The sequence below is a fragment of the Amycolatopsis sp. NPDC057786 genome (assembly GCF_042797905.1).
Lineage (GTDB): Bacteria > Actinomycetota > Actinomycetes > Mycobacteriales > Pseudonocardiaceae > Amycolatopsis.
The window spans coordinates 36927-50965 of the sequence record NZ_JBHVKW010000004.1 but is presented as its reverse complement, the minus strand read 5'-3'; the positions used below and the strand labels follow the sequence as shown (position 1 = coordinate 50965).

13 protein-coding genes are annotated in these 14039 nt (G+C 65.3%); 2 read left to right on the top strand and 11 right to left on the bottom strand.

Annotated elements, in window-relative coordinates; genetic code table 11:
* Positions 1-3 precede the first annotated feature (3 nt).
* The 6 genes from ACFVM3_RS04330 to ACFVM3_RS04305 all read right to left on the bottom strand — a co-directional run bounded on the left by ACFVM3_RS04330 (position 4) and on the right by ACFVM3_RS04305 (position 5192).
* Complete coding sequence (locus ACFVM3_RS04330) at positions 4-1662, bottom strand: replication initiator (RefSeq protein WP_378435447.1); 1659 nt, start codon at positions 1660-1662, stop codon at positions 4-6.
* Positions 1659-3242 (bottom strand): FtsK/SpoIIIE domain-containing protein, encoded by a 1584-nt coding sequence (locus ACFVM3_RS04325; RefSeq protein WP_378435445.1) that lies wholly within the window; start codon positions 3240-3242, stop codon positions 1659-1661. Before ACFVM3_RS04325 ends, ACFVM3_RS04330 begins: the two co-directional genes overlap by 4 nt.
* A 335-nt stretch (positions 3243-3577) precedes the next feature.
* Positions 3578-3745, bottom strand: coding sequence for a helix-turn-helix domain-containing protein (locus ACFVM3_RS04320; RefSeq protein ID WP_378435714.1), 168 nt, complete (start codon positions 3743-3745; stop codon positions 3578-3580).
* A 179-nt stretch (positions 3746-3924) separates the two neighbouring features.
* The gene (locus tag ACFVM3_RS04315; RefSeq protein ID WP_378435443.1) at positions 3925-4179 is read right to left on the bottom strand and encodes an AMED_5909 family protein; all 255 of its coding nucleotides are present in this window, start codon (positions 4177-4179) and stop codon (positions 3925-3927) included.
* Positions 4157-4426: a hypothetical protein gene (locus ACFVM3_RS04310; protein WP_378435441.1), complete on the bottom strand. Its 270-nt coding sequence runs from the start codon at positions 4424-4426 to the stop codon at positions 4157-4159. Before ACFVM3_RS04310 ends, ACFVM3_RS04315 begins: the two co-directional genes overlap by 23 nt.
* A gap of 295 nt (positions 4427-4721) precedes the next feature.
* Positions 4722-5192: a hypothetical protein gene (locus ACFVM3_RS04305; protein ID WP_378435440.1), complete on the bottom strand. Its 471-nt coding sequence runs from the start codon at positions 5190-5192 to the stop codon at positions 4722-4724.
* Between the two features lie 161 nt (positions 5193-5353).
* On the opposite strand from ACFVM3_RS04305, the gene ACFVM3_RS04300 reads away from it, so the two are divergent.
* Together ACFVM3_RS04300 and ACFVM3_RS04295 are read left to right on the top strand one after the other, a co-directional pair.
* Positions 5354-6346: a hypothetical protein gene (locus ACFVM3_RS04300; RefSeq protein ID WP_378435438.1), complete on the top strand. Its 993-nt coding sequence runs from the start codon at positions 5354-5356 to the stop codon at positions 6344-6346.
* 19 nt (positions 6347-6365) lie between these two features.
* Complete coding sequence (locus tag ACFVM3_RS04295) at positions 6366-7295, top strand: inositol monophosphatase family protein (RefSeq protein ID WP_378435436.1); 930 nt, start codon at positions 6366-6368, stop codon at positions 7293-7295.
* Between the two features lie 816 nt (positions 7296-8111).
* Here the strand turns inward: ACFVM3_RS04295 and ACFVM3_RS04290 are convergent.
* The 5 genes from ACFVM3_RS04290 to ACFVM3_RS04270 all read right to left on the bottom strand — a co-directional run bounded on the left by ACFVM3_RS04290 (position 8112) and on the right by ACFVM3_RS04270 (position 13916).
* The gene (locus ACFVM3_RS04290) at positions 8112-8705 is read right to left on the bottom strand and encodes a dihydrofolate reductase family protein (RefSeq protein ID WP_378435434.1); all 594 of its coding nucleotides are present in this window, start codon (positions 8703-8705) and stop codon (positions 8112-8114) included.
* A 118-nt stretch (positions 8706-8823) separates the two neighbouring features.
* On the bottom strand, positions 8824-10083 hold the full coding sequence (locus tag ACFVM3_RS04285; protein ID WP_378435432.1) for a sigma-70 family RNA polymerase sigma factor: 1260 nt from the start codon (positions 10081-10083) through the stop codon (positions 8824-8826).
* A 269-nt stretch (positions 10084-10352) separates the two neighbouring features.
* Positions 10353-11105 (bottom strand): class I SAM-dependent DNA methyltransferase, encoded by a 753-nt coding sequence (locus ACFVM3_RS04280; protein WP_378435430.1) that lies wholly within the window; start codon positions 11103-11105, stop codon positions 10353-10355.
* Positions 11102-12280 (bottom strand): DegT/DnrJ/EryC1/StrS family aminotransferase, encoded by a 1179-nt coding sequence (locus ACFVM3_RS04275; protein ID WP_378435428.1) that lies wholly within the window; start codon positions 12278-12280, stop codon positions 11102-11104. Before ACFVM3_RS04275 ends, ACFVM3_RS04280 begins: the two co-directional genes overlap by 4 nt.
* 124 nt (positions 12281-12404) lie before the next feature.
* Positions 12405-13916, bottom strand: coding sequence for an MFS transporter (locus ACFVM3_RS04270; RefSeq protein WP_378435426.1), 1512 nt, complete (start codon positions 13914-13916; stop codon positions 12405-12407).
* Positions 13917-14039 lie beyond the last annotated feature (123 nt).

Genomic DNA, 14039 nt, shown 5'->3' with positions numbered 1-14039 from the left:
CCCTTACGCCGCTTGCCGAGTTGCCGAAGTTTCGAGACCTTCGCCCGGTGGCCCCTGCGCGGCGAGTAGTGCTCTGTCGTACTCGGCCTTCCAGGTGATGCGTTCGGAGATGGCGCGCATCACGAGGTGATCCCGTGGTGGGCAGTGGGTGTCGCCGGGTTCGACCTTGCGCCAGACGAACCGGTCCGGTTCGGGTTGTTCCTTGGTGATGCCGACAGCGGCCAGCGCGTCCAGGACGAAGCCCTTCCGGTCCGCCTTGTGATCGGCCACGGTCTTGCCCGACCACTTGCGAGACACCAGCACCCGTCGCCCAGGAAGCCCGAGCGTCGTCCGACGGTGAGCGCGACCCTTGCAGTGGCCGGGAACGGTCTTTCCGTTGGCTCCTCTGGGGTTGATGCCGTACAGCAGCCACACCGCGCACCGAGGCGAGCACGGAGTCACCGACAGTTCAGCGTGCAGGCGGTCGTGATGATCCCGCTGTGCGGCCGTGTCAGCGTCGACCACCTCACCCGTGGATTTCGTCAGGTACTTGGTCAGGTAGCCGATGTGACGCCCGGATTCCTCCGTGCCGCCCAAGATCCCCTTGGAGTGCACCTGGCGACCGAACGTGACGACGTGCGCGGGTTCCTCGACCGCCTCCTTGGCTTCATCGAACGACGGCAGTGGCTCCCGAGTGTCCGGGTCCACGAAGGTGCGTGAATCCATGTCCCACAACGGTTCCCGGTCGATGTAGACGGGTTCGTCGTGGTTGGGCCACCACACCTGGTGATAGGTCGCCTCCGTGACCATCCGGATGACCTCGTGGGAGATGGAGCCACGGAGGGCGGTGTGCAGGTGCGGAGCCGCCCGCCGTTGGGGTTCCACGGTGGCGAAGTACTGCACATCCCAGCCGACCACGCGCCGCAAGTTCTGCCACCACCTGTCCACCAACGCCGAGAAGTGCACCGCGTCCCGAGCAGCCCGCCGGTAGTCATACGTCGACGGGTTCACCGGCGAGCCATCCGACCGCACCGGGCCGTAGGTGTCGCAGGTGAGCGTGACGAACATCGACGGCCGGAACTTCCCCGCGTACTCCCGTCCCACCGTCGCCGAGGACACCTTGCGTCTAGGCAGTTTCGGCGCGTCCTGCCTCCGTTTCGTGGACCGCTTCACCGGCCGCTTCTCCGGGACGTCGAGGGCAGGCAGGCGACCCGTCATGCCCGACGCCCGCAACTCCTCATCCACCGAGGCGACCTCTGCCCGCAGCTCCTCCGCTTCGACCTCGTCACCTGCCGCTATCACGTCCCGGTAGTGCGCCGCCAGATCAGCCCGGAACGCCAACAGCTCCGTTTGCGTCTCTGACGGGGTTTCCCGCGCGAGGACGGGTTCTTCGGTCATATGCCAGCCTTCACGGCATTGCGCCTGACGGAGCGCCTTTGCCTTGCGCGCACAGGGAAGACACACCGATTCCACAGTGGACCCGCACGGCACCGGGATGTACCGGATCTCGCCGGTTTCGGTGTCTCCGACCTCCATCGTGAACGGCCGGACACAGACGCCGTGCTTCTCCGCAGTGGCCTTCACGACCTCCGTCGACAGCGCCCCGCGGATTCGTCCATTCGGGGGTGCCGGCGAGGCGACCGTACCCGCTTCGACCTGCTGATTTGTGGTTGCGTTGGTCATGCCGTCCCCCTCTCACCGCGCCGGTCTGACAGATGGATCACCGAGGCACCGCCGTTGGTGACGTAATGCTCCAGGTGTTTGATCGTCTGGTCTGAGACCCAGCCCGCGCGGACACGGAGCGGTTCGCGGATGCCTTCGCCCCACACGTAGCCGACACCGGCCGAGCCCTCCGGGATTCGGTTCGCCCACGCACCGCGTTCGTAGGCGCCGTCGCCAAGGACCATCGGAACCTGAGTCTTCGACGTCAGCCGCAGCGCCACCCGTCGAGGCAGCAACTCCCGCACCGGAACCGTGTCCTTCGTCGGCTCCTGCACATAACCCCGCACACTGAACAGCAGCGCCCGCCCCTGTGTGGTCAGGATCGCTACCCGCTCCACAATGGCCTCACGGGTCTTACGGTCGGTGTACTTCGTCAGGGCGCCGATCTCATCGAATTCCAGCAGCTCCAAGGGAAACTCGGTCGAGAGCGGAACCTCACGGGTGTTTCCGGCGAAGACGCGCTTACGGTTCTCCAGTTCATCGATCAGCGCATCGAGGACTTCCAGGGCTTCCTTACCGCTCTGCCCGTAGCGGGTGAAGATCCCGCGCCCGTACGACAACTCCATCGCTTTCGGGTCGATTCCCGACACCCGGATCAGACCGGCACGGATCGCCGGGGCCGCTGACACCAGCGGAGACCACATCACCGAGCCCTTACCCGAACCCGTCGCGCCAGCCACCAGCGTGTGCGCGCCACGGCCCATCAGTGGCACCGTCCAGGGCTTGCCGTACTCGGTCGAACCCGCGTACACCGCCCGCAGATCCACCCCCGCGCCGTCCACGGACACCAGTTCCGGCACCGGCAGACACATCACCGCAGTGTCGAGCAGATCGCGGCGCATGAAGTCGATCGACACCACATTCGGCTCAAGCTCCCGCACCTGGCACCGGGAGACCTTCCGCGCCACCGCCAGCTCCCGCGCGACCTCATCGAAATCTTCCGGCTTCTGGCCCGGAACCAGCCGCACCCGCACCTCATCCCACGACGCGCCGGAACGGACCGACAGCAGCTTCGGCACCGCCACCCCGGACGCCTGACGAGCCTTCGCGACCGCCTCACGCTTCCGCCGCCGAGACACCAGATTCACCGTCACGTCGACCGGGATCGCGTTATCGCGCACCGTCAGCCCGCAGGCGTGCAACCACCCGGCCAGCTTCCGCCCGTAGAGCGCCCAGCGCAGCCACCACGCCCGCAGCCACCGCCCGCACCACTGGTCATAGCCGACCGCGTCGAGCCACCACCACACCAGCAGCACGACCGCCAGCGCGCCGACCGTGACAATGAGGGAGATCCAGCCCAGCCACGTGCACCAGGCCCACAACCCCACCAGGGCGAGGCAGGTACGCCAGTACGTGACCAGTTGCCGAACAATCCAGCCCAAGGCCCGCAGCAGGCCCCACAGCGCCACACCGAGCACCGCTAACGCGGCCAGCGCCTCGAACACACTCGACAGGACACGGCCGACCTTGGCCAGCACCCACAACACCACCGCCAGGCCGCCGCCGACCGCGAGCGTGGTCATGATCTCCTGCGTGTTCATCACCGACCACCCCGCAGACCAGCAGCGGGAACCACGATCGGCAGCGGCAGCATCCCCATACACGGGGAGCACTTCTCCTCACCCGGCAGCAGCCGAGCGAACCGTTTACATTCCGTACAGCGCGTTCGGGTGACCCCCGTTGACGCGCACTGCTTGGCATCATTTATCTTCTTCATTGTTCACTGCTCCAGTGGACAGGCGCAGAACCGGAACAGGTTGGTAGCCAAGGGCCGGTTCTGCGTTTTTATAGGGACACTTTTAGTCACATGGGGACGTGTTTGTATGCCACACGTCCCCACGTGCGTCTATTTCTGATATCGACTTTCTTTATCCGGTTAGTAGCGTGACATTCGGTCCGATCCCCGCCGGGCCGTTGGCTGCCTTCCGGTCGGGCGAAGCCGAACACCCTCGGCCAGCAACACCCGGCGGGTCTGGTTGTAGCTCATGCCATATGTGTCTGCCAGTTGCCGGATCGAACGGCCACCGTTGTAGGCGTTGACCATTCCCGGAGGTGTTGCGGGAAGTTGAATATTCGGAGGCCGGAGCGTGACACCCGCCCGCAGGAGTGTGGTACGCACCGCCCGATAGCTGAGTTGATACCGCTCAGCCAAACCCTCGATAGTGCCCCCTTCATTCACGTAGCGGTCGGCGAGCTCAGCGGCAATTTTCGGTTCGTGCAACATCAGCGAGTCTCTGCCTTCTCTTTCTCGATTCTCGCCGCCAGCTCCTCCGCCTTGTCCTCCTCGTGTGCGACCCAGTACCGCAACTCGTGATGGTGGAACCTGTCCACATCGGACACTGCGCGGTACATTCTTGCGTTGGCCTGACGCCATCTCAGCCAGGTTGCGAGGCTCGCGCCCGGCAGCGGTCGAGTAGACGCCGCGACATGGTGTGCGTCCTTGAGTGTTTGCGGCTCATTTTTGCGCGGGGTCGTCATCACAAACCCCGTTCATTGCGCGGTTTTCGAGCAGCGCCGCCAGTTCGTCCGCGCAATCGCGGAGTCGGCGAAGGAAGGCGGCCCGGTCCGGCCAGCTGGCCCGGTCGTCCGGCGGCATGATCATCAGCAGGCCAGCCGTGCCCGACAACACCAGCGCCGGGGGTGCCCCCGGACTCGAACCAGTCTCCTCCACCGTCACCTCGTCCCAGCGGCTGATCACCCAGGTCGGGCCGAACCCCTTCCGCATACTCGTCACCTCCCGCCCTGCGTTCCCATTCCCGTGCTTGTTCCTCGAAGGCTTGCGCGGCCGATCCCACGGCGGCGACTACCCACCACGGCTGAGTACGGTCACCGGCCAGAGCGCGCCAGGCGTGCGCGACCGACCACGACACCGCCGCCATCTCCTGCGCAACATCCGGATTCGTGCCCCGCGATCGAGCCACCGCGTCCGACGCGTCCCGATAGGCGCGATAAGCCGACTCCCACGCTGATACCTGCTTGTTCGGCATCACGACACCGCTTCCCTGTAGAGGTCAGTGCCGTCACGCGGCCTTGGCCGAGGACTCACCAGCCGTCGACCGAGGCGCCTTCCCTCCCGAGGCCGAGCCCGTGTCACTCGCCGCCGCCTTGAACCCGGTCGCGCGGAACACATAGGACAGGTACTTGAACTCACCCTGCCCGGTCACCTTCGGTTCTGCCGTCAACCCGTCCAGCTCGACCGGCCGCATCCCCGGCATCACCTCAGCCGTCGTCGGCACAGGCTGCACATCAGCCAACAGCGTGATCTCAAACGACGCACGCTTCGCCTTCGTCTCACCGAGATCCGTCGCCGTGAACTTCCACTGCCGCTTTCCAGACGTCTCGTCGATTCGCTGCCGCACCGGCCGCCCCTGCGCCTTGTCCTCACGCGACTGGTACTCGTTGTCCGGCGACACCTCGCCCACCATCACCAGGCCCTGAGGAAACGCCTCGTCGTGCTCAACGCTGAACCGAATGCCCTTTTCGATCGCCATATCGTGTTGAACCTTCCCGCTTGTCGGATTCGCCTTTACCGGCGTACCTACAACAATCGGCCAAACAGGCGTCCCGTCACGACACCGTCTCGGTCTCACCTCAGAGCGTCTTGCACTCCTTTGGTCTCGTCTTGTCTCGTCTCCCGTGGTAGTTTGGTCTCGTGAGCACCGACACCGCCACACAAGAGGTCCGGCCGATCGTTCTCAAAGTCCTGCTCAGGGGACGGCACTTGCAGAGCTATCGCGCGTTCTGCCGCGAGTACGACAAGGTGGCCGACAAGGTCGACAAGAGCCTGAGAGGCAGTTACCCCAGCAAGGCCCAGTTCTACCGATGGCTATCCGGCGAACTCGTCAGCCTGCCCTATGCGGACCACTGTCGAATCCTTGAAGCGATGCTGCCCGGATGGCAGGCCGAACAACTCTTCGAGTCACACGACGGCGGAATCGAGTTCGTGCCCGAGCCGCCGCAGGCGAGAGCGGATGAGCCCAAGCAAGAGTCCGCAGCTCAACGAGTCGCCAACAACGAACCGCGAGCCGCGCAAGGGAACCAAATCGGCGAGGAATACACCCTCGCAGTCCCCCGCGTCGAATTCGGCGAAGCGAAAATCGACGTACTGTCGTTACCGAACCCCCAGCCTGGCCGTTTGCTGGATCTAAACTGGAGCACGTTCGGCCAGGGCATCGAACAACTTGGCAGCCAGATCAAGAATCTCGGCAGCCGCCTCGATGCCGATATCTGTTTCGGAATCAACGAGGCCGGGCTAGTAATGGCCACATTTCTTTCATCCTCGCGATTTTCGCGATGCCCAATCGGATATCTGCGATGCAACAAGGTTCGCGGCGGAGGAATCGAACTTGACGACGCCTCCGTCTTTCCAGAGACCAAAGAGCATCCGACGATTGTGTTGTGCGACTTTGAAGTCAAGCATTCCGACGCTATCGGCTACCTTGCGCAACAGGTCCGATCACGCTATCCGACGGCCGACCTGTACTTCGCAGTTTTCGGAGCAATGACCCAGGGAGACGACCCCCGCGCGGACAACTTCGACGATCTGGCCGGTGCGCAAAACCTGCGCAAGGTGGACTTCTCGGCTATCTTCATCGCTGCAACCATGAGCCCTCCCGGAATTGAACCTCCGTTGGAACTGCGCTAACCATAAAGGCGGTTACCAGATGAACTCCGAAACATCACTTCCCGACTTGGCGGCACGTATCGCCGACCTGGTTAGGGAAATGGTGCTTGAAATACGCCCGCGGCTCGTTTCTGCCGCCATTTCAGGCAAGCGGCGCGAGCAGGAAAACCTTCGCCATAGCGACAACTTTCTTTCAGACTTCGACTTGTGGATGCACCAGCGCTACAAGGAAGCGATTGTCCAGCACATCCCCTCGTTTGTGTACGCCTCCGAAGAAGCCGACCCTGAGGTGGTCGGACCGGACTCAGACCCGGATCTATGCGTGCTTGTCGACCCGCTGGACACCAGCGAACTCGCGGTACGAGGTCTCTACGGTTACACGCACATCATGGTCTACTCTCGCGCGCTGGCGAGGCCGATCGTTTCGGTAATCGGGGACATCTTCCATCACATTCAGCTCTACATCGGCGCGCGAGACAGCGACGGCATCGACCGGGCTTTTATGGTCACAGCCGACCAGACGAAATACGTTCTCGACCAACCTTCTCAATCCAACCTCTCGCAAGCCTTGGTCACCAACTACCTCATGCGGCCAGACGCACGGTTCGTACCCCTTGCGCAACAACGCGATTTCCTTGCAGCCCTCAGCGCGCCGTCCGACGGAGACAAGAAGAACGGGCGCGTTGGTGTCGACTTCGGCTCGGTAAGTCTGTGCCATGTAGCGGCCGGGCTGACCGATGCCACCATCGAATTCGCTAAGGGATTCGCCATCTGGGATCTCTCGCCAGGCCACTACGTACTTCACGCGGCAGGCGGAACCGTCATCGACCTACAGGGGCAACCGATCTCCCTCGACTACCACCTTGACTCGCTCGCCGATATTGCCGCCGCGATGAACCCGCGCCAGAAGTTCATTGCCGCCGGTAATGCCAGTCTTGCCGACGAGATCTTGAAGACACTGCGCGTGTAGCACCTTTGGTGCCCTTGGCGCCCCTGCGAGCGTTCACAAGCGATTCCTGCCGAATTTGGCTCTATGGGATCAAGGCGCCGCCGTTGGCGGCGCGCGGGTCACCACCCGTCCGGCGGGCTCCGCCCAGTTGGCGACGCCGGCCTCCCGCTCCGCTCCGGCAGGCGCCGCCGGGCGAGCCCGCCGCAGGGCAGCACCCGCAGCGCGCCGCCAACGACGACGGAAGCCCAGGAGCAACACGGCCCAATCACCCGACCCGCCTCATCGACGCGCAGTGGTGACCGGGGCTCCCTCGCTTCTCAGCGTCTTACGCCGAGCCGCCCGCATCAAGGCGGGAAAGCGTGCCTTGACACGACCGACTCAGCGCAAGGCGTGGCGGTGACGAGGGGAACGGGGACGAGCAGGCATCAGGGCACTCAGGCAGCCACGAGGGGCCGGAGTGCGATAGATTCAGGGCGAGACGCAGCGCGCTGACCAGCGGCGATGAGACTGCTGTACAGCAGCAAAGTACAGCAACGCCAGCGACCATGAGCGACCGTCAGCAGCGCATATGACCCCCGACATGACCTCAGTGACCTGGGGAAACGCCGATGCCGACAGTTCGCATCGAGAAGGTCAGGGGTTCGATTCCCCTCAGCTCCACAGATATCAGGCTCGTGCCCGCAAAGGGCGCGGGCCTTTTCTGTTCCGCGTGTCGTGTGGGGTGCAACTCCCACACCCCGCCCAGGGGGCAAGCCCCGGATCCCCGCGTCGAAGCACAAAAAAGCCGATGGCCCGTGCCCACTGGGGGGTGGCACGGGCCATCGGCTGCGCGGTCACTCAGGCGGACTTCACGCCATAGACGAGGTGGGTCACACCCTTTCCTTCGATGACCCGGGGACCGGTCAGGTCGACCACGAGATCCTTGAACCGCTCGAAGAGACGGATGCCGTCGCCGAGCAACACGGGCACCACCGCGACCTGGATCTCGTCCAGGAGCCCGGCCTCGAGGCACTGCTGGGCGATGCTGGGGCTCGCGACGCAGACCGACTTGTCGCCCGCGGCGGCCTTCGCCTGCGCGATGACGCTTTCGATCCCGTCCGTTACGAAAGTGAAGGGCACGTCCGCGCGCGGCCAGCCGTCCGGGACGCTGTGGGTGGCGATGAAGACCGGCACGCCCGTCGGGTGCTTCCCGTCCCATCCTTCGGCGAGATCGAAGGTGCGGCGACCCGAGACCAGCGCGCCGGTGTCGGCGATGGCCTCACGCAGATACTCGGCGCTGTTCTCGCTCACCTGGAAGGTGATGTCGGGGTGAGCGGACGCGACGGCGACATCACCGGTGCCGTACCAACCGAAAACCTTGTCGACCCCATCGGAAGGGTCGGCGACGAACCCGTCAAGCGACATCGACATGTCGGCGACAACCTTGCCCATCGACTTCTCCGTTCATCAGTTGCGGTCCGTGGTCGTTTCGCCACGAAGTTCGCTTATTGAGACGTACGGAGTCCGGACGACTAATCGGTCCGGGCGGGGATTCACCCGTTAGTGCAGGTCACAAGGTCAGGGGCAGGCCGAAGGCCGGAAACAGGTGCGGTTCGAACGACATGACCTCCGCGATCTCGCCGTCTTCGATCCGCAGCACGTCGAGCACCTGGGCCCGGAACACCTGCGTACCGGGCCGTTGCACGTAACCCGCGGCGGCGGGCTGCCGGTTCGCGACGGTCGGCAGATGCCGCCAGCGGCCGAAATAGCGCGGCGACCCGGGATCGATGACCGGGCCGAGGAATTTCGTGATCGATTCCCTGCCGGACACCCACAGATCTTCGGGAGGCATCGTCAGCAGGGCGTCCTCACGCAGCAGTTCGGCCATCGCCGCGACGTCGTCCTCCTCGGTGGCGGCGATGTAGCGGCGCAGGACGGCCTGCTCGTCCTCGGTCGGCCCGGCCTGCCTCGTCCATTCCGACCGCCGCTCGGGGAGATGTTTGCGCAGGGTCGAACGAGCGCGCTGCAGGGCACTGTTGACCGACGCCGTGCTCATCTCCAGGAGTTCCGCGGCCTCCGCGGCGGGCCAGGAGAGCACGTCCCGCACGATCATCACCGCCCGCTGCCGTGGCGGCAGATGCTGGATACCGGCGAGGAACACCAGCTCCACGGTCTCCCTCGACACCACCGCCGCGTCCGGCTCCTGCTCGGTCGACACGACCTCGTTCAGCAGCTCGTCCGGATAGGGTTGCAGCCAGGTGATACGCGAAGGCGGCTCGGGATTGCCTTGGGTCACCCCCGCCGAGGCGTCGTAGTGCTGGGGCCGGCGCGAGTGCCGCCGGAGGAAGTCGAGGCACGCGTTGGTGGCGATGCGGTACAGCCAGGAGCGGAAACTGGACCGCCCCTCGAAGCCGTCGCGTTTGAGCCACGCTCGCAGGAAGGTCTCCTGCACCAGGTCTTCGGACTCGTCGTAGGAACCGACCATCCGGTAGCAGTGCAGTTGCAGTTCCCGGCGATGCCGTTCGACCAGCATCGCGAACGCGCCCTCATCGCCGGTCCGCACCGCCTCGGGCGACACCACGTCGTCGGTCTCGCCAGGGCCTTCGGCGGGCGGCGTTTCCGTAACGCGGTCCGGCGTTACGTTTTTCGCCGGTTCCACCGTCGCGGGCGAACCGGTGCCCGCCTCGGCGGCGTCCAGCGCGACCCTGGCGATGCGGCGCAACCTGCTCACCGAGGAGGACAGGTCGACGACGTCGGCGTAGAAGGCGTCGGGACGCTGCGGCGCGAGGCCGGTGATCCGCTTCTCGATGTCGGCGATCAGATCGGTCACCCGATCCCGCTCCGCCGAGGTGTGCCGGCTCCGATACGACTTCTGACGGCAGGCCGCCGAACAGTAAGCCGATGTCCTGCCCCTTTTGCCCGGCTGCCGCGGCAGCGGCTTGCCGCAGGTTCGGCAACCCTCGTCAGGCATGACGCACCACCAAATACTAGACCGGCCCTTGACATTACGCATTAAGCCACGTAATGCCAAGGGCCGCCAGCCGATCATCGCAAACGTGAATTATTCATGAAACGATCGGGAGGAGATCATGTCCGACGCTATCGGCGAACACCGACAAAGGTTCCGGTGTCCGGCGAAAGCGAGTCCGCCCCCTCGACCAATTCGACGGCACAGCCCGCCTTTTCCAGCGCGGCCGCGTACTCGTCGCGGGTGAACAAGGTCAATCGCTGCACATTGACGAAGTGGTTGATACCGGAGGAATCCGCGGTGACGAAGTGCGCCTCCTGCCGAACCCGCCGTCCCTCTCGCGCCGAATGCGAAACCCTCGCGATCGTCCGGCCGTCGCTCCTGGTGACGGAATCGGAGACATAACCTTCGATGTACTGCTCCGGCGAATACCACGGATCGATGACGAGGACGCCGCCCGGCGAAAGGTGATTCGCCATGCTGCCGATGGCACTGTCCAGCTCATCGGTCGTGGCCATGAAGCTGATCGAATTGAACAGACAGCAGACCGCGTCGTAGGTGCGGCCCAGATCGAACCGCCGCATGTCGCCTTCGTGGATCTGCACACCGGGAACCTTCGCGCGGGCGCGTTCCCTCATCTGCGCGGAGAGCTCCAGGCCCTCAAGGCGGGTGAAGGTCGGCTTCAGCGCCGCCAGGTGCTCGGCCGTCCCGCACGCCACGTCGAGCAGCGAGGCCGCTTCCGGCCGCCGCGCGCGGACGATGGCGGCCAGCAGCGCCGCTTCGGCCTGGTAGTCGCGAGCGCGGTTGGTGTAGATCTGGTCGTAGATCTCGCTCAGGTCGTCGTCGTAGACGTTGTTGTCGGAGGTCTCAGCCTGGAGGGTCATGCCGCTTTCCTTACTGGAGAAGCCGAATGGCGCCCGTGCCCACGGCGCTCACTGACACTGTCACGAACAGCGCCGACGATGCGGTCCACGTCGGCGTCCGAGAGGCCCTGGTGGATCGGCAGGAGCAGGGTGCTCGCCGACGCGGCGTCGGACTGGGGCAGCCGCACGTCCGCACCGTAGGCCTTGACCTTGTGCAGCTGCGCGTAGCGGAAGGTGGTGTAGATCCCTCGCGCGTACAGGTCACGCGCGACGTCGTCCCGGATACCGTCGTCGAGCTGGATCCAGTACATGTAGTGCGAGGTCGTGTGCCCCTCCGGCAAGGGCGGCGGCCGGTGCAGGCCGTCGAGGCCGTCGAGTTCCCGGTCGTAGTGGGCCGCGATCTCGGCCCGGCGTTCGATGAATCCCGGCAGGCGGTCCAGCTGCACACTGCCGACGGCGGCGAGCACGTCGTTGCTGATCGACCGCCGCGAGAACGACGAAACCTGGAACTCCCACCAGCGGGTGCGGGAGCGCAACGCCTCGTTGTAACCGCTGGTCTGTTCCAGCCCGAAGTACGCCAGTTTGGGCGCGCGGGCGGCGAGTTCGGGGTCGCGGACGTACAGCATCCCGCCGTCGACGGTCACCACGATCTTGCCGTAGTCGAAACTCCACACGCCGAAATCGCCGAACGTGCCACAGGGCTTTCCGTCCACAGTGGACGCGACCGAGACCGCGGCGTCCTCGATCAGCTGGATCCCGCGCTCCTGGCAGAGCGCGGCGATCTGGGCGACCTCGCCCGGATAACCGCCGTAGTGCAGGATCGCCACCGCCTTGGTCCTCGGGGTCAGGACGGCCTCGATGTCGGCGACGGTCGGGTTCAGGGTGCGCCGGTCGACGTCGCAGAACACCGGCCGCGCACCGCGGGAGGCGATGGCGTTGGCGACGCCGACGAAACAGATCGTCGGCAGCACGACCTCGTCACCCGGCCCGATATCGGCCAGTTCCATCGCGAGGAAAGTCGCCTCCGTGCACGAGTTCACCGACAGCACGTGGTCCTTGCCGACGCCGATGTGGCGGGCGAAGCCCTCCTGGAACTCCTCCACCTTCGTACCGCGGCCGACCCAGTTGCTCTCGAACACCTCTCGAATCGCCGACAGCTCACGTTCGCCCAACGACGGCTGGACCACATTGATCATCCCGGGCACTATGACTCCTCTCCGCACGGGTTTTCCACTGCTGGTCCGCCCCGCCCGACGGCGAGCACCGACCGGTCACCAGAGCCGCCCGGCTGTCGCCAGCCGGGCGGTCCCTCGGTTGCGTCTACGCGCTGGCCACCGGAGCGCGCTCTTCTTCGGCGACGGCCTCCGGAGCTTCCTCGTCCCCGTGACCGTGGTCGCCGCTCATCGGCGGGACGTGCCGCAGCGTCGCGATCGCGACACCGGCGAGCCCCACGAACGCGATCGTGCAGACCACCGCGACGACGTTCAGCCCGGAGGTGAACGCGTCCTTGCCGGAGGTGATGAGCGAATCGGCCACCGACGTGGACAGGTTCTTCGCGGTCTCGAGCGCCCCGGCGAGGGATTCGCCCGCGACCGCGCCTTCCGGCGTACCCGCCACCTCGGCGGGAACCGTCACCTCACTGCGATAGACGGCGGTGCCGATGCTGCCGATGGCGGCGACACCGAGCGCGACGCCCAGTTCCCCACCGGTCGACGACAGCGAAGACGCCGAACCCGCCTTGTCCTCGGGAGCCGCCGGGACGACCATCTGGCTGACCAGCGGGCCGACCGGGCTGACACCCAGGTACACGATGGTGAAACCGACGATCAGCAGCGCCACCCCGGTGACCGCGGTCACCTGCGTCAGGACGAACATGCCGATCGCCGAGATCAGGGTGCCACCGGCCAGCACGTACGCCGGCCGGATCTTCTTGGCGATCGCGGAGCTGATGAAGATCCCGGCCAGCAGCACCAGGGTCGGCACCAGCAGCCAGAGACCGGCGTTCATCGGGCTGAAGCCCTCGACGAGCTGCAGCTGCAGCGCGATGAAGTAGCCGGCGCCGCCCTGGACCGCGGCGATCAGGAACGACAGCAGAAGCGCGCCGCTCACCGCCTTGATCGCGAACAGCCGCACGTCCAGCAGCGGGTTCTCCAGCCGCCGCTGACGGAGGACGAACACGATGCCGAACACCACACCGGCGACGATCGCCACGACCGAGAGCGTGTCCCAGCCGAGCCTCGCCAGCTCCTTGAAGCCGTAGATGAAGGGCAGGATCGCGGCCAGCACCAGGATGACACTGACCGGGTCGAGCCGTCCCGGGCTCGCTTCCTTCGTGTTCGGCAGCAGGAACGGTCCGGTCACCAGCAGCAGGAGCATCACCGGGACGCCGATCAGGAAGACCGATCCCCACCAGAAGCTCTCCAGCAGCACACCACCGACGACCGGGCCGAGTGCGACCCCCGCCGTCATCGCGCCGGCCCAGACCGAGAACGCGACACCCATTTGCTTCGGATTCGGGAACATGGTGAAGATCAGCGCCAAGGTCGACGGCATGATCGTCGCGCCGGCGATACCGAGCAACGCCCGCGCCGCGATCAGCATCTCCGGCGAGGTCGAATACGCCGCGAGAATCGAGGCGAGGCCGAACGCCGCGGCACCGAAGAGCAGCACCCGTCGCCTGCCGATCCGGTCGCCGAGCGTGCCCATGGTGACCAGGAAACCGGCGATCAGGAATCCGTAGATATCACTGATCCACAATTGCTCCGACGCGGAAGCTCCCAAATCCGCTGACAAGCTCGGCAACGCAAGGAACAACACCGAAATGTCCAGCATCGTCAGCATTGTCGGCAGCGCCAATACCGCTAATCCCAACCATTCACGCCGACCTGCTCGAGGGACCGCCTCGTCAACAGACACAAACCTCACCTCTCTCGGAATGTTCAAAGGGCACCATCA